Origin of the sequence: gamma proteobacterium SS-5, assembly GCA_009497875.2 — a bacterium.
Classification (GTDB): Bacteria; Pseudomonadota; Gammaproteobacteria; order Chromatiales; family Chromatiaceae; genus Magnetovirga; species Magnetovirga frankeli.
Genome location: CP032508.2, coordinates 379226 through 400283 on the forward strand (window position 1 = coordinate 379226; position 21058 = coordinate 400283).

The 21058-nt window shown below is 63.4% G+C and carries 19 protein-coding genes; 3 read left to right on the top strand and 16 right to left on the bottom strand.

The window, feature by feature from the left end; all coding sequences use genetic code 11:
* Positions 1 to 56: 56 nt before the first annotated feature.
* The 10 genes from hybE to D5125_07030 all read right to left on the bottom strand — a co-directional run bounded on the left by hybE (position 57) and on the right by D5125_07030 (position 9475).
* A complete protein-coding gene (gene hybE, locus D5125_06985) occupies positions 57 to 641 on the bottom strand; it encodes a [NiFe]-hydrogenase assembly chaperone HybE (GenBank protein ID QFY89245.1) in 585 nt (194 codons plus the stop codon).
* Complete coding sequence (gene hypC / locus D5125_06990; protein QFY89246.1) at positions 638 to 931, bottom strand: HypC/HybG/HupF family hydrogenase formation chaperone; 294 nt, start codon at positions 929 to 931, stop codon at positions 638 to 640. Before hypC ends, hybE begins: the two co-directional genes overlap by 4 nt.
* Entirely contained in the window at positions 922 to 1437 is a 516-nt protein-coding gene (locus D5125_06995) for a HyaD/HybD family hydrogenase maturation endopeptidase (protein QFY89247.1), read from the bottom strand. Before D5125_06995 ends, hypC begins: the two co-directional genes overlap by 10 nt.
* A 44-nt stretch (positions 1438 to 1481) precedes the next feature.
* Positions 1482 to 3182, bottom strand: a complete 1701-nt coding sequence (locus tag D5125_07000; GenBank protein QFY89248.1) for a nickel-dependent hydrogenase large subunit — start codon at positions 3180 to 3182, stop codon at positions 1482 to 1484.
* Positions 3183 to 3303: 121 nt separating this feature from the next.
* Entirely contained in the window at positions 3304 to 4458 is a 1155-nt protein-coding gene (gene hybB, locus D5125_07005; GenBank protein QFY89249.1) for a Ni/Fe-hydrogenase cytochrome b subunit, read from the bottom strand.
* Positions 4455 to 5429 carry a hydrogenase 2 operon protein HybA gene (gene hybA, locus D5125_07010; protein ID QFY89250.1) on the bottom strand — a complete coding sequence of 325 codons (975 nt, stop codon included), beginning with the start codon at positions 5427 to 5429 and terminating at the stop codon, positions 4455 to 4457. Before hybA ends, hybB begins: the two co-directional genes overlap by 4 nt.
* Before the next feature lie 9 nt (positions 5430 to 5438).
* The gene (locus D5125_07015) at positions 5439 to 6557 is read right to left on the bottom strand and encodes a hydrogenase small subunit (GenBank protein ID QFY89251.1); all 1119 of its coding nucleotides are present in this window, start codon (positions 6555 to 6557) and stop codon (positions 5439 to 5441) included.
* Positions 6558 to 7100: 543 nt separating this feature from the next.
* Positions 7101 to 8543, bottom strand: coding sequence for a sigma-54-dependent Fis family transcriptional regulator (locus D5125_07020; GenBank protein ID QFY91082.1), 1443 nt, complete (start codon positions 8541 to 8543; stop codon positions 7101 to 7103).
* Between the two features lie 26 nt (positions 8544 to 8569).
* Positions 8570 to 8911, bottom strand: coding sequence for a hydrogenase maturation nickel metallochaperone HypA (gene hypA / locus D5125_07025; protein QFY89252.1), 342 nt, complete (start codon positions 8909 to 8911; stop codon positions 8570 to 8572).
* Positions 8912 to 9172: 261 nt separating this feature from the next.
* Positions 9173 to 9475, bottom strand: a complete 303-nt coding sequence (locus D5125_07030; GenBank protein QFY89253.1) for a hypothetical protein — start codon at positions 9473 to 9475, stop codon at positions 9173 to 9175.
* 331 nt (positions 9476 to 9806) lie between these two features.
* On the opposite strand from D5125_07030, the gene D5125_07035 reads away from it, so the two are divergent.
* On the top strand, positions 9807 to 10043 hold the full coding sequence (locus D5125_07035; GenBank protein QFY89254.1) for a hypothetical protein: 237 nt from the start codon (positions 9807 to 9809) through the stop codon (positions 10041 to 10043).
* A gap of 11 nt (positions 10044 to 10054) precedes the next feature.
* Complete coding sequence (locus D5125_07040) at positions 10055 to 11971, top strand: universal stress protein (GenBank protein QFY89255.1); 1917 nt, start codon at positions 10055 to 10057, stop codon at positions 11969 to 11971.
* Here the strand turns inward: D5125_07040 and D5125_07045 are convergent.
* From D5125_07045 to secA, 4 genes are all read right to left on the bottom strand, one after another.
* Positions 11968 to 12450 carry a hypothetical protein gene (locus D5125_07045; GenBank protein ID QFY89256.1) on the bottom strand — a complete coding sequence of 161 codons (483 nt, stop codon included), beginning with the start codon at positions 12448 to 12450 and terminating at the stop codon, positions 11968 to 11970. The genes D5125_07040 and D5125_07045 overlap by 4 nt on opposite strands.
* On the bottom strand, positions 12447 to 13397 hold the full coding sequence (locus D5125_07050) for a Nudix family hydrolase (GenBank protein QFY89257.1): 951 nt from the start codon (positions 13395 to 13397) through the stop codon (positions 12447 to 12449). The genes D5125_07045 and D5125_07050 overlap by 4 nt, the downstream gene beginning before the upstream one ends.
* Positions 13398 to 13587: 190 nt before the next feature.
* Positions 13588 to 14793 (bottom strand): bifunctional glutamate N-acetyltransferase/amino-acid acetyltransferase ArgJ, encoded by a 1206-nt coding sequence (gene argJ / locus D5125_07055; GenBank protein ID QFY89258.1) that lies wholly within the window; start codon positions 14791 to 14793, stop codon positions 13588 to 13590.
* A 415-nt stretch (positions 14794 to 15208) separates the two neighbouring features.
* Positions 15209 to 18013: a preprotein translocase subunit SecA gene (secA, locus tag D5125_07065; GenBank protein QFY89260.1), complete on the bottom strand. Its 2805-nt coding sequence runs from the start codon at positions 18011 to 18013 to the stop codon at positions 15209 to 15211.
* Positions 18014 to 18202: 189 nt separating this feature from the next.
* On the opposite strand from secA, the gene D5125_07070 reads away from it, so the two are divergent.
* Entirely contained in the window at positions 18203 to 18640 is a 438-nt protein-coding gene (locus tag D5125_07070; GenBank protein ID QFY89261.1) for a DUF721 domain-containing protein, read from the top strand.
* 143 nt (positions 18641 to 18783) lie between these two features.
* Here D5125_07070 and D5125_07075 read toward each other — a convergent pair whose 3' ends face one another.
* Positions 18784 to 19698, bottom strand: a complete 915-nt coding sequence (locus tag D5125_07075) for a UDP-3-O-acyl-N-acetylglucosamine deacetylase (GenBank protein ID QFY89262.1) — start codon at positions 19696 to 19698, stop codon at positions 18784 to 18786.
* 80 nt (positions 19699 to 19778) lie between these two features.
* A complete protein-coding gene (gene ftsZ, locus D5125_07080; GenBank protein QFY89263.1) occupies positions 19779 to 20978 on the bottom strand; it encodes a cell division protein FtsZ in 1200 nt (399 codons plus the stop codon).
* Positions 20979 to 21058: the final 80 nt, after the last annotated feature.

The following is a 21058-nucleotide window of genomic DNA, read 5'->3' on the forward strand; positions in this document are numbered from 1 at the left end:
AATTCTGGCTGCCTAGCTTCAAGCGGCCAGCAGTCAGTGGGACTCATCCCTGATCCTTAGTGCTCCGATGCGGGGCGAACCCGTCCACGAAGGAGGTCGCGACGGGAGATCATTTGCTCCCCGCGCCGACCCTGATCGCTGGTCTCCGGCTGAACCGCTTGAACGCTGCCCTCGGGCAGTTCCTCGTTCCGCATGATACGGCCCAGCAACTCCTCGTCAACCGCATTGTTTTGGTCGGGGGTCTTGGGGGTCATCAGGCCGCGCAGAAAATCCTCGGCAGCGGCGCGGGCCTGGCCCTGGCTGCGGAATTCGTGCATGGGGGAGTACAGGGAATGGGCCAGGTAACGGCCCAGGTCTTCGACCTCGTTGAGCAGGAACTTGTAACGGCCGGCGGGAAACCCCCTGGGTTCCTTATCGCCCAGTTCGCGGGATGTCCAATCCTCCTCTTCCGCAGGCAGCAGGATCAGGCTCATCATCCAGGGGGTGATCAGAACCCCCAGCAGGCCGTCCTGATAGTGCTGAAAACCCAGGGCCTCAACCCGCAGGGCGGGATTGAGCAGCGGCAGTCCGGCCATCTGCTCCAGGGCAATGCGCGTAAAGACCTGCTCCAGGCGCAGGGCCGCCTGCTGGGGTTGTATCATGCCTCCCGGCCTACCTCTGCGGCTGGATTGATGTCGGGAAAATACCTGTCCACATCTATGGACTGGGCACCGGCCATGATCTCACCCAGGCCGTCCAGGGCCAGGTCGATCTGGCGGGCATCCTCCTCGCTGATGACCTGCCGCGCCCAGCCGAGAAAGCTCAGCACCCAGGTCCCGGCCGGTTGCGCGCCGACCATGAGCAGATGGATCGGCTCTTCACCGTTGCGCCCGCGACACAGGGCACTGACCTCGCCAGCCTCCAGCAGTTGCATCGGCAGGCCTATGCACATGCCGCCAGCTCCAGATCCGCCTGCCGCTGCCAATGCCCTTTGCCCTGCTGCCGCCGGGGTGCCAGCTCCACCCCCAGCTCGGCCAATTCGGCGCGCAGCATGGCCACCATGGCGGGCAGCCCGGCGCTGGCCTCGGCGCTGAGGCCAATGCGGTTTTCCAGGTCCTTGGGCACCATGCCGATGATGACGATATGATTCGGGGCCTCACCCTTGAGCCGCAGCAGGGCAAGCAGGTCAGACAGACCGAGCTGGTGATTGGATAGCTTGGTCTGGAAAAAGGCGCGGATCTCCTGGTTGGCGATGCGTACCAACGAACCTGGCGCGGCGGGGCTGTTGATGGCATCGGCAATGATCAGGCAGTCACACTGGCGCATGGGCTCGAACAGCTCCATGCCCGTGGTGCCGCCATCCAGCACCTGCACCTCAGGCGGGATCTGGAAGCGACACTCCAGCTCCTCCACGGCGCGTACCCCTATGCCCTCGTCCTGCATGAGCACATTGCCCATGCCAATAACGAGGATGCTTTGTGGAGGGTTTGCGTTTGGCACCCTCAAAGCGCCTTCACCTTGATGATCTCGCTTTGCTCGTTGTCGAACATATGGATGGCGCAGGCGATGCAGGGGTCAAAGGAATGCACGGTGCGCAACACCTCCAGAGGCAGATGGGGATCGGCCACCGGGTTGTCCAACAGGGCCGACTCGTAGGGACCGATCTGGCCATCGGCATCCCGTGGGCCGGCATTCCAGGTGCTGGGCACCACCGCCTGGTAGTTCTTGATCTTGGCATCCTCGATCACCACCCAATGGGACAGGGTGCCACGCGGCGCGGCATGGAAGCCAACCCCCTTGATCTCGCCCTTGGGAAAAACCGGTGCATTGAAGGTATCCTGATCCTTGCCAACGTTATCCACCAGCCGCTGCCATTGGTCTTTCAGGGTATCCAGCATGACCGCGCAGCGCACCGCCCGGGCCGCATGACGACCGATGGTCGATTCCAGCGCGGTGAGGGGGATCTCGCTCAGGCCGGATACCGCCTTCATCGTGCCCAGGGCCTGATTCAGGTATTTCTGATAGCCCTTGTGGCCGCTGGCGACCCCTACCAACACGTCGGCCAAGGGGCCCACCTCGGCCCGCTTGCCGTAGAAGGTGGGGGCCTTGACCCAGGAATACTTGCCCTCATCCTGGAAGTCCGTGTACTGCGGCTCGGTACTGCCCTGCCAGGGGTGCAGGGCGGCATCCCCCTCATACCAGGCGTGCTTGGAGCTTTCCGCCACGCCATCGCGGAAATAGGCATCATCAAACCGGGTGATGGGCTTGAAGGTGCTGAGATCGCCATTATCGATATAGCCGCCGGGCAGGTCGAATACCCTGCCTTGGGTGTCCTGCGGGCAATCGGGCACGGACAGGTAGTTGTTCACTCCGTTGCCGATCTGGGTCCAATCCAGATAGAAGGCACCAATGGCCGGCACATCCACCAGATAGGTGGACTTGACGAACTGCTCCAGCTTGTCGATGAAGTTCTTGATCAGCATCAGGCGCTCGATGTTGAGCACCGAGGGGGCATCGTGGCCGATCGAGTTACTCACCCCGCCAACGGCCACGTTCTGGATATGCGGGGTCTTGCCGCCGAGGATGGCGACGATCTTGTTGGCGTGGTTCTGCACGTCCAGCGCTTGCAGGTAATGGGCCACCGCCAGCAGATTCACCTCCGGCGGCAGCTTCATTGCCGGATGCCCCCAGAAGCCGCTGGCGAAGGGGCCCAGCTGGCCGCTGCCGACGAAGGTCTTGAGCCGCTCCTGGGTCGCCTTCATCTCGTGCGGCCCATTGAGCGGCCAATCGGACAGGGACTCCGCCAGCTTGGCGGCGGCCACCGGATCGGCATCCAGGGCCGAGACCACATCCACCCAATCCACCGCCGAGAGGTGATAGAAATGAACGATATGGTCCTGGATGGCATGGGCGGTCTGGATGATGTTGCGGATCAGTTGGGCATTGAGCGGCACCTCCAACTGCAGGGCGTTTTCCACCGCCCGTACCGAAACTATGGCATGAACCGTGGTGCAGACGCCGCAGAAGCGCTGGGTGTAGGTCCAGGCCTCGCGTGGGTCGCGCCCCACCAGAATCTTCTCGATGCCACGCCACATCTGCCCGGAGGACCAGGCCTTGGTGACCTTGCCCTCATCCACCTCGACATCAATGCGCAGGTGCCCCTCGATGCGGGTAATGGGGTCAACGGTGATACGTGTCGTCACGGGACATCTCCTCTAGTTCAAATTCGATAAATTGTTCAATCATGGGCAGGACGCCGTGAACCCCTCCCTGGGGTCTTGACGCTGCCCAAGCGCCCACCGGGACTCTAACTGGGCAAGGTCATCAGCCGTGGCTCGCAGGGCCCTTATGGTCCCGCGGCAGTACAGGGAAGGTCTTGATCACAAATAAAAATACCATGATCTCTATAGCCACCAGGCCGATGGTCACCATCAACTCGGGCAGGGCCGGGAAATAGCTGTAGCCAGGGCCGGGGTCCAGGGTGATAAGAAAGGCATTGAAGCGATACAGGGCACCGGCCAGCAGCAGACTCACCGCGCCGTAGAGCAGCGCCCTTGGGCTGTTGCGCGCCGAGGCCGAGCGCAATACCAGCACGGGATAGGCAAACAGCGCCGTCTCCAGCAGGAACATCAGGCTGGCCAGGTCAGCGGCAAAGAGGAGACCGAACTTGCCGCGCAGCAGGATCTCGCCGAAACGGATCAGCAGATAGAAGGCGATCAGACCGACCATGATGCGCCCCAGCCCGGACAGCAGCTGGGTCTCGGGGTCACGGCGAAAGCCTACGGCGGACAGGGAGGCCTCGAACATGACGATGGCGAAGCCCATGGTAAAGGCGGTGAGCACCGCCAGCAGGGGTTGCAGGTGCAGTGTCTGCCACAGGGGATGCACCTTCCAGCCCATGGCGATGAGCATGGTGCCCAGGGACGACTGGTGCATGGTGGGCAGCAGCACCCCCAGGGCGATGACGAAGAACAGCACCTTGTTGAGGCGCTTGAGCCAGGTCTCGGCGTTGTATTTTTGCAGCACAGTGGGCAGGAATTCGATCAGCAGTACCAGGATGTAGGCACTGACGCACAGGCCCACCTCAAGCATCACCGAATTGAAGTTCATCTGCCAGGGCAGGAACAGATTGTAGAACTGCCACCAGCGGCCCATGTCGATAATGGCACCCAGACCGCCCAGGCCATAGCCGAGCAGGCTGGCCAGCAGGGCGGGCCGGATCAGCGGGTGATACTGGCCCTTGTTGAAGACATAGACGGTAACCGCCAGGGCATAGCCGCCACAGGCCAGGGCGGTGCCGACGACGATGTCATACACCACCCAGATGCCCCAGGGAAAGCCGCCATTGAGGTTGGTCACCGCGCCCATGCCGTTGACGAAGCGCTCGATCAGAAAGTACAGCCCGATCAGGGCCAGCAGGCCAAGAAAGGCAAAGGGCAGAGTCAGAATACGGCGCTGCAGGGGTTGATACTGACTCATTGCTCGTCCCCTTCCTGATCTTCATCGATATTGCGCTTCACCAGCCAGGTCAGGCCACCCAGCACCACCGCCGGCAGGGCCATATAGCTGTAGAGGCCGTGCTGCACCCCTTCGGAGATGGAAACATAGGAACGCTCGCCCAAGGGCGGCATACCCAGTTGGTCGAAGGGGATGGCGGAGAGGTGCAGCACATTGGTGCCACCGGCCTCCCTCTCGCCCCAGATGTGCTGCTGATACTTGGGCACGGCCTTTTCGTGGTGGCTGGCCGGGGCGCGTACATCGCCCATGGGGTAGTTGTAGATCTCGCCAGGCGTCAGGGCCATGCGCCGCTTTGCCTCGGCCAGCAGGGCCTCTCGGGAACCGAACAGGGTGGCACCCGTGGGGCAGGCCTCGGCACAGCCGGTGAGCAGGCCCTGATCGATGCGCTCCAGGCCCTTCTGATTGCAGAATTCGCACTTGTGCAATAGGCCAAAGGGGTTGTCATAATCGAACTGGGGCACGTTGTAGGGGCAGCCGGTCATGCAGGTGCGGCAGCCGATGCAGGCATCGGCATCGTAATTGACAATGCCGGTCACGGGGTGCTTCACCAAGGCCGTCACCGGGCAGACCGAGACGCAACCGGGATCGACGCAGTGCATGCAGCTGCGTTTCTCGAAGGCAAAGCCATCGGTCGGGCTGTCCTTGGTCTGCGGACTGCCGTTGCGGAATACCTTGATCACGTTATGGGTCTGGGGTGAGAGATCCTGGGCGAAATCGGCATAGACCTCATCCCCCAGCGGGGTCGGCGGCATCTGGTTGACCTCCTTGCACTTAGCCACACAGGCCTTGCAGCCGACGCACAGGGTGGAGTCGAACAACATGCCCACCGCCTGTGGCGCTGGGCTGAGGTTCTCCCGGGCACTGACCGCCCCCGGCGCAAGGGCCGCTGCGGCACTGCCCAGAGAGGCACGGAGAAAATCTCTGCGGTTCATCTTGCCCCCTCAGCCTTCGCCATCGCTGTCACCCAGCCGACGTCCGGCCACCGCGCTGGCACCCAATGCCGCGCCCAGGGCCGCGCCGGCCACCGCAGCGGTTGCCAGGGTTGCGCTGCTGCTGCCCTCGCGGTCGTCGATATCGGGGAAGGCATTGGGCGGCGTATGGGTCTTCACCTCGGACAGGCTGAACAGGGGCTTGTGGAACCCTGTGCCCTGTTCCGAGCAGCCAAAGCAGGGGTGCCCCACCCCCACCGGCCAGACCCCGCCGCCGATGTTGTTGTACTCCAGGCTGGGGCAGTTGTTATAGGTCTCAGGCCCCTTGCAACCCAGCTTGTACAGACACCAACCCTTGCGGTGGCCCTCGTCGCCAAACTCGGTGGCGAAACGGCCGGCATCGAAGTGCGGACGGCGATAACAATTTTCGTGGATCAGACGGCCATAGGCCCACTTGGGTCGACCCTTGTCGTCGATTGGCGGCAGCCTGCCGTAGGTGACAAAGAACAAGACGGTGCCGATGAAATTGGCCGGATTGGGCGGACAACCGGGTATGGTCACCACCGTTTTATCGGTCAGAAACTGGGGCGCGCCGACGGCACCGGTAGGATTGGGAGCCGCCGACTGCACCCCGCCCCAGCTGGCGCAGGAGCCATAGGCGACAATGGCGGCGGCATGTTTCGCTGCCTCGCGGGTGGCGTCGGTCATGGTCTGGCCACCGATCTTGCAAAAGATACCGTTCTGCGCCAGGGGGATGGCCCCTTCAACCACGAGCAGATACTTGCCCTGGTTCTCCTTCATCACCTGGCGTTTGATTTCCTCCACACGGTGGCCGGCACCGGCATCCAGGGTCTGGTGATAGTCCAGTGAAATCAGGTCAAGGATCAGGTGTGCCAGACTGGGCTGCTCGGAGCGCAACAGGGCCTCGGTCGGCCCGGTACACTCCTGGCCGTGCAGCCAGATGACCGGTGGACGCCGCTTCGGATCGGCCACCGCCTCGGCCATGGCATAGGCGGCCCGATCACCCAGGCCGATCGAAGCGGCCACGCCGGCGCAAAATTTCAGGAAGGTACGCCGAGATACCCCCAGCCTTGTCTCAAGAGCCGAAAAATCAAAATCTGTATCCGCCATGAATGAATCCCCAGGTGTCTGCCTCGCGGCCCCCCAACAGGTGCCAACCGCCTGCACAAGGCAACAAACAGGCCAGAAAAGACCATTCACTGACAATCAATGGGTTAAAACAAGGCCCTGGCCGCGCAGCCCGACACAACTGCAAGCCAGGTTTCCGGTTGGATTGACAAATCGCAAAGCTTCTTTGCAGGGCGGCTTGGGCCTAACGGGCATGGAGCGGCCCCACACCTAGCTCAGATAGGTGTGGGCCACCCCAGAACATGAAACTTCTCTTGGCCGCATCGGGACTCGGGGTTCGGGACTCGAAAATTGCCACGGATGGTTCACAGTAACTGCCAGCCCCATGTCGGGCGGCAGCGCATAGGGCGGCCCGTGGCCGCCGCGCCCTGCTCAGGGGCAAGCCTCATTGCCGTGGCTTGACAGCGGGCGCGGCCCGCCCTATGCGGCACGACAAGTCCAGTTGCTATTGCCACGGATGTTTCACAGTAAAACCGGGTCGCAAAGGATGCAACCTAAAGCCAGATTGGGCAAAAACGTGCAAGGCTAATCGCCACCCCAGCAATCCAGGCCGTAGCGCTCCAGCTTGCTGCGCAGGCCGACGCGGGACAGGCCCAACTCGTCGGCGGCGCGGGTCTTGTTCCAGCGGTGGCGTATCAACGCCTCGCGCAGGCTGCGTATCTCCAGGGCCTCGACCCGCTCCTTGAGGGTGGCCTCCGGACCCGGTCTTGCCCCGCCCCGCTTGCCGTCCTGGCTGAGGCTGGGGCAGAGGATACGCGGGTGCAGCAGCGCCGCCTCAAGCCAACACCCTCCGTCAGCAGAGTTGTCGCTCATCACCAGCAGGCGCTGGATCTCGTTGCGCAATTCGCGCACATTGCCCGGCCAGGGATAATCCTGCAAACAGGCCATGGCCTCATCGGTAAAGCCCTCACAGGGTTTTCCAAAGGCGCGCACGGCCTCCTGTAGCAAACACCGGGCAATCAGCGGAATATCCGTGCGGCGCTCGCGCAGGGGCGGCAACTCCAGGCGCACCCCGCCCAAGCGGTAGAACAGGTCCTCGCGGAAGCGCCCTGCGCGGATTTCCTCCTCTAGATTCTTGTTGGTCGCGGCCACCACGCGCACATTCACCCCGTACCGCTGATCGCCCCCCACCGGCCGGATCTCGCCTTCCTGCAACACACGCAACAACTTGACCTGAAAGGTGGGTGAGACATCGCCAATCTCATCCAAAAAGATGGTGCCGCCGTCGGCCTGTTCGAACAGGCCGATATGATCGTTCACCGCGCCGGTAAAGGCCCCCCGCTTGTGGCCGAACAGCTCGCTCTCCAGCAGTTGATCCGGCATGGCCGCGCAGTTCTCGGCGACAAAGGGGTGGTCGGCGCGGCGGCTGTTGTAATGAATGGCGCGGGCAAACAGCTCCTTGCCGGTGCCCGATTCGCCGCAGATCAGCACGCAGATATCGAAGGGTGCCACCTGGGCTACCTGGCTGCAGATGGTTTCAACCGGACTGCCCGGCGCACGCACTATGCTGTTGAGATGGTAGTTGTGTTTCAGCCGCTCGCGCTGCTGCCGCTGCCCCTCCACCAGACTTGAGGCTGAAGCGCGCATCTCTTGCGCCAACAGGGAATTTTCGCGCTGCAGCCGATACAGCTCGCAGGCATTGTGCAGGGTCAGCAACAACTGATTGGGCTGCCAGGGTCGGGTAATGAACTGATAGATGCCAGCCCGATTCACGCTGTCTATCAGATCATCCGGATCGCTATCGGCCAGCAGGATCATGCGCACCACATCGGGGCGCTGCTCTCGCAGCCGGGTGAGAAAGGCGATGGCCCCCTCGCCGGGCAGTTGCTGATCACAGAGCAGGGCCTGGATCGGCTCCACCGCCAGGAGGGATTCGGCCTCGCGGACATCATGGGCGCCAAACACCTGGAACTCGTCAGCCAAGCAGCGCCTCAGGGTCTCCAGGGACAGATCATCCACCGCCAGCAGCAGGATCGGCGGAGCGGGTGCTTGACTCACTCGACCTCCAGGTCCTTGATCTGCATCTGATCACCGCCGACCACCTGGAGCTGATAGCTGCCGCAATGAGGGCAGGCATCAAAGCGCTGTTCCACCTCCACTTGACGCCCACAGGGCAGGCACCAGGCCAGGCCAGGCAAGCGCAAAATCTCCAGCTCGGCCCCCTCGGCCAGGGAGCCCCGACAGACAGCATCGAAGCCAAAGCGCATGGCCTCGGGATCTGCCCCAGAGAGACGGCCGATCTCCAGCCGCACCCGTTTCACTCGGCTAAACGCCTGACGTCGGGATTCCTCCTCCAGGATCTGCAGTATGGATTCACAAAGGGAAAGCTCGTGCATGGGCCAAATTCTGTCAAACAGCAACCGCCTGGAGCATAGCACGCCGACCACGGCAGCCATGGGTTTGACCTGACTTAATGGGTTTGCTGTGAATCATCCAGGGCAACTCACGAGTCTCCAATCCCGAAGCCGCCGAGAGATGTTTCAGGCTAACGCACCTGGGGCGGGCGGCATCACCCCGGAACATCAAACATCTCCTGGCTACCTTGTGACTCGGCAGCCCCTGTAGCCCGGATGAAGTTAACGGAATCCGACAGGCTCCTAGCCGTACATGACCCAGCGGTAGATCGCCCCCCAGGGCAGCAGGCTGATCATGTAGATCAGAAAGATCAGCATCCCGTAGGTGAGCATCCGCTCCATCACCTTGCCCATTTCGGCCAGGCGCTTGCGCTCCAACTGCCGTTGTTTACGCCGCTGGCGCTCCTGTTCACGCTGCTCCTTGCGCGCCTGCTCCTCCTCCAGGCGCTTTTTCTCCGCCTCGTACAGCTCTTGGTTGGTGGGTTTTTGCCCGCTCTGTGCCGCCGCCGGGGGCGGCTGTTGCGGGGCGGGATTGGCTTGGGCCATGTGCAAATCTCTCCCATGCGCGGTGTTTTCCAGGGGTGCCTATTTCACCACGAAGTGATACCGGAGGCCGAAGAAAATCTCCTTCAGTGGGCGGCGAGAGCCCTGAAGACATTCCATATCGGAATGTTAGTGCAGATTAATTCATTTGATCATGCTGGGACAAACCACCACAATCCGCTGCTCAAAAGGGGCATCACCCACCATTGCCATGCGCAATCGGCCTTACTACCTGGAATGAATTTCGATTTACCTCTAGCAGCAGACCGACTCCGGCGCTGGCCCATGGCCCTGCCCGCAGCCGATTCCCTCAACCTTGCAATGGAGACCTTCCATGTCCGTGGAACGCAATCGTACCCTGAAAAAGACCCTGATCTATGCCCTCCTCAGCGGCGGCCTGTACTACCTGATGTATCACTTTGAGGACAGCATTCTGGAGCTGTCCCGCCAGGGCCGTTGGAACTTCATCCTGCCCCTGACCATTGCCTTTGTCTTCTCCATTGTCCACGGCAACTTTACCGGTCAGTTCTGGGAACTGTTCGGCATCCGCGCCAAAACCACCAAAAAATAGGGGCCTGCACCATGGAAATCAGTTTTATCGATCTCTCGCTGGGCAATGTTGTCCTGCTGTTTGTCATCGGCTTTGTCGGCGGCCTGGTGAGTGGATTTATCGGCTCTGGCGGTGCCTTTGTACTCACCCCGGCGATGATGAACCTGGGCGTTACCGCGATCATGGCGGTGGCCTCCAACATGGCGCACAAGTTCCCCAAGGCCTTTGTCGGCGCCATGAAACGGCACAAGTTCGGCCAGGTGGACATCAAGCTGGGCATAGTCCTGGGCATCTCCGCCGAGGCCGGGGTGCTGTACGGGGCCGGGTTGCAAGAGACCATCCGCGAGGTGTTCGGCAAGGCCGGTTCCAATCTCTACGTCTCCACCGTGTTCATCGTGGTGCTGGCCATTGTCGGCGGCTATGTGCTGCGCGATGCCTACAAGATGTTCCACTCACAGAACCCGGATGAGGAAAAGACCACCCAGCTTGCCAAGTGGGTGCAGTCGGTCAACATCCCCGGCACCATGATGTATTTCAAGGCGATAGACGCCAGGATTTCTGTCCTGTTCACCATCCCCATCGGCTTTGCCACGGGTATGCTCGCCGCCACCATCGCCGTTGGCGGCTTCATCGGCGTACCGGCCATGATGTACATCCTTGGCGTACCCGGCCTGATCGCCTCGGCCACCGAGTTGGTCATCGCCTTCGTCATGGGCATGGGCGGCACCATCAAGTTCGCCTGGGCCGGTTATGTGGATATCCGCCTGGCCATGATCATCCTCGCCGGCTCCCTGTTCGGCGTGCAGCTGGGGGCCATAGGCACCACCTATGTCAAGCCCTATACGGTGAAGATCGTCATGGGCGTGATCATGATGCTGGCCCTGCTCAGCCGCGGCATAGTGGTCCCGGTGTATCTGTCCGAGCTGGGTCAGATCCAGCCCCTGGCGGCTGAAACCGCCAGCCTGCTGGGAGACCTGAGCTTCGCCGTGCTGCTGTTTGCCCTGGCCGCCGGTGCCACCATAGTGTTCCGCGCCCTGATCAAGGGCATGAGCGAGCACCGCGCCAAGCTGGCGGCGGAGAACGCCGAGCCCGGCACCTTCAGCACCGCCGCCGAGCCGCGCCAGCTCTCGCCGGTGGGGCGCATGGAACGCATCATGCTGGTGAGCGATGGCAGCGAGTACGCCGAATCGGCGGTGACCGAGGCGATCCGTCTGGCCAAGCGCTGTCAGGCCAATCTGTACGCCTTCAGCGTACTGGCCACGCCGGATTTTGAAAGCCCCCTGGGGCAGAACCTGCACGAGCTGGACAAGAAGGCGATGGTGGACAACCTGCTCAAGGTGCGCGCCCAGGCCGAGGCGGAGGGCGTATCCTGCGAGATCCTGCTCGGCCACGGCTCCGACCCCTTCGATGAGATCGTCGATCAGGCCGAGGTCAGCGCCATGGACATGATCGTCATGGGCCGACGCGACAAGAGCGACCTGCTGCGCAGCATGATGGGCGGCACCACCGCCAAGGTCATAGGCCACACCCACAGCGACGTGCTGGTGGTGCCGCGCCAGGGCAAGATGGAGGGCAAGGGCATAGTCCTGCCGGTGGACGGTTCGCGCAACAGCGAGGCGGCGGCGGCCACCGTGGTCAGCATGGTCAGCAAATGCCCGGTGGCGGTCACCCTGGTATCCGTGGCCATAGACCCGCGTCTGCGCGAGGACGCCCAGGGCCACGCCGATCAGCTGGCCCGGCTGATGGCCAACGCGGGGATCCAGGTCCAGGTGGAGACCCGCATCGGTAGCCCGGACGCAGAGATCCTCGCCTGTGCGCAGGAGCGCGGTGCCGATCTTATCGTCATGGGCAGCCATGGCCGCACCGGCCTGGACCGGCTCCTGGTGGGTAGCGTGTCGGAGCGGGTCATCGGCCAGACCCAGTGCCCGGTGCTGATCGTCAAGCTCTAATCGGCCCTTGATTGGCCGGTTTGCATGGGCAACTCGGCCACCAGCATCTGTCCCAGGTGGCGCAGGCTGATCCTTAGGGTCTGCGCCCCAGGGATGGCCTGCAGATCACCCGTCACCCCGCCGCCTCGTGCCGGCCGCAAGGAGATGACTTCTCCCAAGGGAACGCCGCTTGCATCCAGCCACACCGCCTGGATGCGGCTGACCTGATCCTCGCTCAGGCCCTGGGTGCGCAGCAGCAGCCTGTAGCCCGGCCGCAGCGGATAGAGCCGCGCCACCACCGCCTTGTCCCGGCCGAGGGCGGCACAGGGTTCCTGTACCGGGTTGCAGTCCTGCTCTGGCCAGAGCAGCTGAATCGCCTGGGGGTGGGGCTGATCGGCATTTCTCGGGTTGAACTTGCCGACAAAGGTGAAGCTCGACGCCGTACCCACGCCGATGATGACAAAGAAATACCAGATCCAGCGGTCTCGTCTGTTTCTCACCACAACCCCCGAATGGCGGCAATGCCCTGGGCACCCTGGTTCCAGGCCTGCTGCAACAGCTCAGGACGCATACCGCCCAGGGCATAGACCGGCAGGCGGGCCTCGGCCACCCAACGGGCGAAGACCTCCCAGCCCAGGGGCCGGGCATCGGGGTGGCTGGCGGTGGCCAGCACCGGCGAGAGCACGGCAAAATCCAGCCCCAGCTGCGCCGCCCGCTCCAGCTGCTGGGGATTGTGACAGGAGGCGGCCAGCGGCCCGGGCAGCGACGGTCGGCTGGACAGGGCCATGAGATCGGCGGAATTCAGGTGCAGGCCCAGGGCTGCGTGGTTACCCGCTGCAGGCAGGTCGGCCAGCTGGGTGGCCAGGCGGCTGTTGATCAGCAGTTGGGCACCGGCGCTGCGGCAGAGCCGCTGCGCCCGCTGCAGCAGGGCCGCAGCCGTTTGCGCAGGGCAGTTGGGCGGCGGGCGCAACTGCACCAGGCGAACGCCCGCTTGCAAGGCGGCCTGCAGGCGCTGGGCAAAGGCCTCGATCTGGAGCGATTCAGGGCTGGCGATGAGATAACTCTGGGGCAGACGCAGGGCCTGGATGATGGGCCGATCCGCCGCCGGCATGGGGTAGAGATGCAGCTGTTCGCGTGCCACCCAGGCCAGCCGCTGGCCCTCCAGGCCCCGCGCCTGGCCCTGCCAATGCAGAACCCGCTGCACCTCCAGCAGCACCTGACGGTCGCCGTAGTCGTGGCGCACCTGGATCAGCGGCCGATACGCGCCCAACTCCAGGCCGAGTTCTTCACGGATCTCCCGCCGCAGGGCCTGGGCCAGGTCCTCGCCCGGCTCCAGCTTGCCGCCGGGGAACTCCCACAGCCCGCCCTGATGCAGATGGTCCGGCCGCTTGGCCAGCAGCACCCTGGCCTCGGCATCCTCAATCACCGCCACGGCTACCTGGATCATGTCAGTGCTTTACCTTCACAAGGGACGCAGAGGGCGCAAAGAAGCGCAAAGTACGCAGAGGGTTAAAACTAACAATCATACGGCGACATCTCTTGGCTACCTCGGGACTTGGGCTCGGGGCTCCCAGGATGATTGGCAACGGCGGGGGTGTTTCACACTAACCCTTTGCGTTCTTTGCGATCCGGTTATTTTAACTGCGGTATTCGGCGTTGATCTTGACGTAGTCGAAGGACAGGTCGCAGGTCAGGATACGCGCCTCGGCCTCGCCTCGGCCCAGCTCGATGCGTACCGGGATATCGGTCCGGTTCATCACCGCCTGGCCCAGCTCTTCGCGGTAGCTGGCGGCGCGGCCGCCCTGCTCGACGATGAGCACATCGCCCAGCCATATCCGAACCCCCTCCACCTGCAACTGCGGGATACCGGAGCGGCCCACGGCGGCGAGGATGCGGCCCCAGTTGGGGTCGGAGGCGAACATAGCGGTCTTTACCAGGGGCGAATGGGCGATGGTGAAACCCACCTGCCGCGCCTCCTCCACGGAACGTGCGCCGCTGACCTGGATCGGGATCAGCTTGGTCGCCCCCTCGCCATCGCGCACTATGGCCTCGGCCAGCTCCATGCAGACCTCCAGCAACAGACTGCGGAGGGCCTGACCCGCCTCGGTGTCCAGATCATCAATGGATAGCCCGCTGCGACCGGTGGCAACCAACACGCAGGCATCGTTGGTGGAGGTATCGCCATCCACGCTGATGCTGTTGAAACTGGGCTCGATGGCCTCCTGCAAGGCTTGCTGCAGCAGCTCCGGGGCCAGGGCGGCATCGGTTGCCAGATAGGCCAGCAGGGTGGCCATGTTGGGCTGGATCATGCCCGAGCCCTTGGCCATGCCGGTGAGCCGCACCGACTGGCCGCCGATCTCCCGCTGGCGGCTGACCAGCTTGGGCCGGGTGTCGGTGGTCATGATGGCGCGGGCCGCCTGCGGCCAGTGCCGCTCGTTCAGGTCGGCCAGCAGCTGCGGGATGCCGCGCCGGAAGGGTGCCAGGGGCAGGGGCTCGCCGATCACGCCGGTGGAGAAGGGCAGGACGGCCTCAATCGGGCAGGCGGCGGCCTCGGCCAGGATCCGACAGCTCTCTTCGGCCGCCTGAAGACCGGAGGAGCCGGTACCGGCATTGGCGTTGCCGGAGTTGATCAGCAGATAGCGCGGCGGGGTCTCCGCCAGGTGCGCACGGGCCAGCCGCACCGGCGCGGCGCAGAAGGCGTTGCGGGTGAACACCGCCGCGCAGCTCGAACCGGGTGCCATCTCCAGCAACACCAGATCATCGCGCCCTGGGTAGCGGATACCGGTAGCGGCGCTGGCCAGGCGCAGACCGGAAATGGGCAGAAAATCCAGGGGTTCGGTCATCAAGCTCAGCCTTGTCAGTAAAAGTTAACCTAAGGATCATGGGGCGGACAGCACCACCCCGGAACATGAAACATCCCCTAATCAATGGGACGCAGAGGACGCAAAGAAGCGCAAAGTACGCAGAGAAGAATGAGTAAGAAGCCCCGTAGCCCGGATGCAGCGCAGCGAAATCCGGGGAGGTCACGCCCTGTGGCAATCCCGGATTCCGTTGCACTTCATCCGGGCTACACTTCCTCGGGGCTCGCAATTTGCCCGCCCTGTGGCCGGGATACAGCGCCTGAGTCGCCCTTGCGGGCGACAGTCGGGCTGGAAGCCCGTCCTAACCCTGCATTCCTCTTTGCGTCCTCTGCGTCCCATCGGGGCTTGATCAATGACCAACGCCGCATCCTAAAATCCAAGTCCTCCTGTTCAGTCCTCAGCTCAGCCGACCGCAGCATTGCTTGTATTTCTTGCCGGAGCCACAGGGGCAGGGGGCGTTGCGGCCCACCTTGGGCTGGCTGCGCTTAAAGGGTTGATGATCTTCCTCGCGGGGGGCTGCCGCTGCCGCCTCCCCCTCACCGCTGAAGCCGGTAAAGGCCTCGTGCCTGAACTCAAAGTCTTGCAGGCGCTGCTCCAGAGGGGCGATCTCCTCCGGTGCCTGCACCTCGGCGCGCAGCAGGGTGGTGACCAGCTCGTGCTTGATGGTGTCGAGCATCTCCGAGAACATCTCGAAGGCCTCGCGCTTGTACTCCTGCTTGGGGTTCTTCTGCGCATAACCGCGCAGGTGGATGCCCTGGCGCAGGTAGTCCATGGCGGCCAGGTGTTCCTTCCAATTGGTATCGAGGATCTGCAGCATGATCGCCTTTTCGAAGTAGCGCAGGCTGGCCGCGCCCACCTGGGCCTCCTTATCGGCGTAGCGCCGCTGGATCTCGCCGACGATGCGGCTGCGCAGGCTTTCCTCGTGCAGATCGTCGTCCTCGTCCAGCCACTGCTGGATGGGCAGGCCCAGGTGGAATTCCTCTTGCAGGGTCCGCTCCAGGCCCGGGATGTCCCACAGCTCGTCCAGGCTGCCGGGCGGCAGGTGGCGGCTGATGACCTCGTTGACCACATCGTCCATCATCGCCTTGACGGTTTCCGAGACATCTTCCACGTCCATCAGTTCATCGCGCTGTTGATAGACCACCTTGCGCTGGTCGTTGGCCACGTCGTCGTATTCCAGCAGCTGTTTGCGGATGTCGAAGTTGCGCCCTTCCACCTTGCGCTGGGCGTTCTCTATCGCCTTGGTCACCCAGGGGTGCTCGATCGCCTCGCCCTCCTGCATGCCCAGCTTCTGCATCAGGCCGGTGACCCGGTCGGAGGCGAAGATGCGCATCAGGTTGTCCTGCATGGACAGGTAGAAGCGGGTGGAGCCGGGGTCGCCCTGACGCCCGGAACGACCGCGCAGCTGGTTGTCGATACGGCGGGATTCGTGCCGCTCGGTGCCGATGACGTGCAGACCGCCGGCCTCCAGCACCTGTTGATGCAGCTGGTGCCAGGTTTCACGTACCTGGGCGATGGCCTGCTCGCTGGGGTTCTCGCCCAGGGCCTCGATCTGGCTGTCCAGATTGCCGCCCAGCACGATGTCGGTGCCGCGCCCGGCCATGTTGGTGGCTATGGTCACCGCGCCCGGTATGCCGGCCTGGGCGACTATGGCCGCCTCCTGGGCATGGTGCTTGGCGTTGAGCACCTTGTGGGCGATCTTCTCCTGTTCCAGCAGGTTGGAGACCAGCTCCGAGGTCTCGATCGAGGCGGTGCCCACCAGCACCGGCTGACCGCGTTTGACGCAGTCCTTGACGTCCTCGATGATGGCCTTGTACTTCTCTTCCTGGCTGAGGTAGATGAGATCGCCCATGTCGTTGCGGATCATGGGCTGGTTGGTGGGGATCATCACCACCTCCAGCCCATAGATGGACTGGAACTCGAAGGCCTCGGTATCGGCGGTGCCGGTCATGCCGGCGAGCTTCTGGTAGAGACGGAAGTAGTTCTGGAAGGTGACCGAGGCCAGGGTCTGGTTCTCGTGCTGGATCTGGACCCCCTCCTTGGCCTCCACCGCCTGATGCAGGCCCTCGGACCAGCGCCGTCCGGGCATGGTGCGGCCGGTGAATTCATCCACGATGACCACCTCGCCGTCGCGCACTATGTAGTCCACGTCTTTCTGGAACAGGACATGGGCGCGCAGGGCGGCGTTGACATGGTGCATGAGCATGATGTTGGCGCTGTCGTACAGGCTGGTGCCCTCCGCCAGCAGGCCCTCGTCGCCAAGCATGTCCTCGATGTGCTGATGACCGTCCTCGCTGAGGAAGATCTGACGGGCCTTTTCGTCCACCGAATAATCGCCCTCGCCGAATTCTTCCTTGCCCTCCACCAGGCCCAGGGATTTCTGCCGGGTCAGCTTGGGGATCAGCCGGTTGATGCGGGTGTAGAGCTCGGAGCTGTCCTCCGCCGGGCCGGAGATGATCAGCGGCGTGCGCGCCTCGTCGATGAGGATAGAATCGACCTCATCCACCACGGCAAACCAACGCTCGCGCTGTACCCGCTGATCGGCACTGAAGGCCATGTTGTCGCGCAGGTAATCGAAGCCGAATTCGTTGTTGGTGCCGTAGGTGATGTCGCAGGCATAGGCCTCGCGGCGGCTCACCCGGCGCAGGTGGCGGATGCCCTCGGCGCTGCCTTCATGGCTGTAATCCACCCGGTAGGAGCCCTCGTCCGGGCCCATGCCGCTGGAGGAGTTGATCACCCCCACGCTGAGGCCCAGGAAGTCATACAGCCGCCCCATCCATTCGGCATCGCGCCGGGCCAGGTAATCGTTCACCGTCACCACATGCACGCCCTTGCCGGGCAGGGCATTGAGATAGACCGCCAGGGTGGCCACCAGGGTCTTGCCCTCACCGGTGCGCATCTCGGCGATCTTGCCCTGATGCAGCACCATGCCACCGATCAGCTGCACGTCGAAGTGGCGCATGCCCAGGGCCCGCTTGCCCGCCTCGCGCACCAGGGCGAAGGCCTCCGGCAGCAGGTCGTCCAGCTTCTCGCCGGACTCCAGGCGCTGGCGCAACTCGGCGGTCTTGGCGCGCAGGGCGGTATCCTCCAGGGCCTCGAACTGCCCCTCGAAGTCGCTGATCTGCTCGCATTTTTTGAGCATGCGTTTGACCAGCCGGTCGTTACGGCTGCCGAAAATCTTGTTCAGGAACTTGCTGACCATCAGTGTTTCCGTGGGTTGATTGGGGTCTGGCGCAAGGCCCGCCGGGCGGCGGGATGGCCGAAACGCGCCATGATAGCGTAAAAGCGGACAGAACGCAGGAATCCGCCAGGCTTATTGGCTGTTTTCGATGCAGTTTATGTCCGTCCCCAAGGCCGTGACGAACGCCCCCAGGGCAGGTATGCTGGCGGCATGAAACCCCGTACCCTGGCCGACTGGCTGCGCAAGGCACCGGGCCTTAAGGGCCTGGTAAACGACTGTCAACAGCAGCTGCAACTCCTGCAACTGGTGCGCTCGCGCCTGCCCGACCCCCTCTGCGACCACTGCTGCTCGGCCAGCCTGAACGGCTCGCAACTGGTGCTGGGGGTGGACTCACCGGCCTGGTCAGGCCGACTGCGGCTGTTACAGGGGCGATTGAAGCTGGAGCTTGGCCAGCTGGATATGCCCATCCAGCAGGTCAAGGTGGTGGTGATCCCGCAAAGCGCGCTGCCGCGCCCGCCACTGCGCCCGGCCCAGGAGGCGCTATCCCGGCACAATGCCCAGCTCATCCAGTCCCTCGCCGAGCAGGTGGAAAACCCACAGTTGAAGCAGTCCCTGGGCCGGCTGGCCCGGCATCGCTCGGGGCAGTAGCGCCTTGACCGACTGCTGACTGTGGCTACAGGGGCTAACGCTTGGTACGGGCAATCCTCGCCCCTTGAGGGAGAGGGGGCCGGGGGTCGCCTTTTTCAACTCTGCGCAACTTTACAGTAACTATTTGCGCTCCTGTCAGGTAGCTAACCCACCAGGGCAGGTTTGGCGTAGGAGATGGGGACCTGCGCGGTTTCTTCCTCGAAGGTGATCTCCTCCCAGGCCGAGGGGGTGGCAAGGAGTTGGCGCAGCAGGCGATTGTTGAGTTCGTGGCCGGATTTGTAGCCACTGAAGGCACCGATCAGGCTGCGGCCGAGCAGATAGAGGTCGCCGATGGCGTCGAGGATCTTGTGCTTGACGAACTCGTCCTCGTAGCGCAGGCCGTCGTCGTTGAGCACCCGGTAGTCGTCCACCACCACCGCGTTGTCCAGACTGCCGCCCAGGGCCAGCTCGTTTTGGCGCAGCAACTCCACATCCTTGAGGAAGCCGAAGGTGCGCGCCCGGCTGACCTCCTTGACAAAGGAGGTACTGGAGAAGTCGATGCTGGCAAACTTGCTGCGCTCGGCGATGGCCGGGTGGTCGAAATCGATGGCGAAGGAGACCTTGAAGCCGTCGAAGGGCTCGAAGGTGGCCCTTTTATCGCCCTGCTCGACGCTCACCCGCTGCTTGATGCGGATAAAACGCTTGGCCGCGTTCTGCTCCTCCACCCCGGCGGATTGCAGCAGAAACACGAAGGGCCCGGCGCTGCCGTCCATGATGGGTACCTCGGCGGCGCTGACATCCACATAGGCGTTGTCTATGCCCAGCCCGGCGAAGGCCGAGAGCAGGTGTTCCACGGTGGATACCCGTACCTCGCCCTTGCCCAGGGTGGTGGAGAGGCGGGTATCGCAGACGTTGCGGGCACAGGCGGAGATCTCCACCGGTTCGGCCAGATCGACCCGGCGAAAGACTATGCCCGTGTTGGGCGCGGCCGGGCGCAGGGTCAGGTAGATCTTGCCGCCGGTGTGCAGCCCCACGCCGGTGGCGCGGATGGCGTTTCTCAAGGTGCGTTGCCGAATCATGTATGGTTTCACCCCGCAGTAAAATCGCGACATATTAGCACAGCTTCAGGGCCTGGCCTCAAACCCCCAGCAACTGTGGATCAATCCACCTGCTTGCGCAGGAAGGCCGGGATGTCCAGGTATTCCATGTCGCTCTCGCTCACCGGTGCCAGGTTGACGGGGCGGCGCACGCGCTGGGGCCGGGTCGGCCTGTCCAGCGGATTGGCCTCCTGCGGCAGCTCTTCTTCCAGGGTGATGGCCGGGCCGTTGACCACCCGGCGTACCTCGCGCTGTACCTGCTGCTGGCGATCGTTCTCCACCAGGCGCATCTGCACCGCAGCCTTGTCGCCCAGGCCTGTGGCCACCACGGTGACGCGCATCTCGTCCTGCATCTCCGGGTCGATGGCGGTGCCGACCACGATCACGGCATCGTCGCAGGCGATGGCGCGTACCAGGTTGCCCACCTCGTCGAACTCGCCGATGGTCATGTCCAGACCGGCGGTGACATTGACCAGTATGCCCTTGGCCCCGGCCAGGTTGATGTCCTCCAGCAGGGGACTGTTGATGGCCATTTCGGCCGCCTCCTGGGCCCGGTTCTGACCGCTGGCCACGCCCGTGCCCATCATTGCCTGGCCCATCTCCGACATGACGGTTCGCACGTCGGCGAAGTCCACGTTGATCAGTCCGGGTCGGGTGATCAGCTCGGCGATGCCCTGCACGGCACCAAAGAGTACGTCGTTGGCGGCCTTGAAGGCGTTCAGCAGGGATACGTCCCGGCCCAGCACCGGCAACAGCTTTTCGTTGGGGATGGTGATCAGGGAATCGACGTGCTTGGCCAGCTCCTCCACCCCCATCTCTGCCACCTTGGCCCGCTTGGGACCTTCAAAGGGGAAGGGCTTGGTTACCACCGCCACGGTGAGTACGCCCATGTCCCGCGCTACCTCGGCCACCACCGGGGCGGCCCCGGTGCCGGTACCGCCGCCCATGCCGGCGGTGATGAAGACCATGTCGGCACCCTCAATGGCCTCGGCAATACGCTCCTTGTCCTCGATCGCCGCGCCACGGCCGATATTGGGGTCGGCCCCGGCCCCCAGCCCCTTGGTTACCGAAGAGCCCAGCTGCAGCACGCTGCGCACATCGCTGTTTTTCAGGGCCTGGGCATCGGTGTTGGCACAGATGAATTCCACCCCCTCGATGTTGGCGTGGAGCATGTGGTTGACGGCGTTGTTGCCGCCACCGCCGACGCCGATCACCTTGATGACCGCGTTTTGTGGATCGGGATCACGTAGTTCAAATTTCATGGTGTTGTCCTCTCTCTCCTGGATAGCTAAATTAGGTTTAAATCTAAAGCAAAAGTTCTGCACGGCCCAGCCGACCCGAA

Coding starts and splice junctions, on each gene's coding strand:
- hybE (QFY89245.1), bottom strand. CDS start 641: ATGATACAACCCCAGCAGGCGGCCCTGCGCCTGGAGCAGGTCTTTACG.
- hypC (QFY89246.1), bottom strand. CDS start 931: ATGTGCATAGGCCTGCCGATGCAACTGCTGGAGGCTGGCGAGGTCAGT.
- D5125_06995 (QFY89247.1), bottom strand. CDS start 1,437: ATGGGCAATGTGCTCATGCAGGACGAGGGCATAGGGGTACGCGCCGTG.
- hybB (QFY89249.1), bottom strand. CDS start 4,458: ATGAGTCAGTATCAACCCCTGCAGCGCCGTATTCTGACTCTGCCCTTT.
- hybA (QFY89250.1), bottom strand. CDS start 5,429: ATGAACCGCAGAGATTTTCTCCGTGCCTCTCTGGGCAGTGCCGCAGCG.
- D5125_07015 (QFY89251.1), bottom strand. CDS start 6,557: ATGGCGGATACAGATTTTGATTTTTCGGCTCTTGAGACAAGGCTGGGG.
- hypA (QFY89252.1), bottom strand. CDS start 8,911: ATGCACGAGCTTTCCCTTTGTGAATCCATACTGCAGATCCTGGAGGAG.
- D5125_07030 (QFY89253.1), bottom strand. CDS start 9,475: ATGGCCCAAGCCAATCCCGCCCCGCAACAGCCGCCCCCGGCGGCGGCA.
- D5125_07035 (QFY89254.1), top strand. CDS start 9,807: ATGTCCGTGGAACGCAATCGTACCCTGAAAAAGACCCTGATCTATGCC.
- D5125_07040 (QFY89255.1), top strand. CDS start 10,055: ATGGAAATCAGTTTTATCGATCTCTCGCTGGGCAATGTTGTCCTGCTG.
- D5125_07050 (QFY89257.1), bottom strand. CDS start 13,397: ATGATCCAGGTAGCCGTGGCGGTGATTGAGGATGCCGAGGCCAGGGTG.
- argJ (QFY89258.1), bottom strand. CDS start 14,793: ATGACCGAACCCCTGGATTTTCTGCCCATTTCCGGTCTGCGCCTGGCC.
- secA (QFY89260.1), bottom strand. CDS start 18,013: ATGGTCAGCAAGTTCCTGAACAAGATTTTCGGCAGCCGTAACGACCGG.
- D5125_07070 (QFY89261.1), top strand. CDS start 18,203: ATGAAACCCCGTACCCTGGCCGACTGGCTGCGCAAGGCACCGGGCCTT.
- D5125_07075 (QFY89262.1), bottom strand. CDS start 19,698: ATGATTCGGCAACGCACCTTGAGAAACGCCATCCGCGCCACCGGCGTG.
- ftsZ (QFY89263.1), bottom strand. CDS start 20,978: ATGAAATTTGAACTACGTGATCCCGATCCACAAAACGCGGTCATCAAG.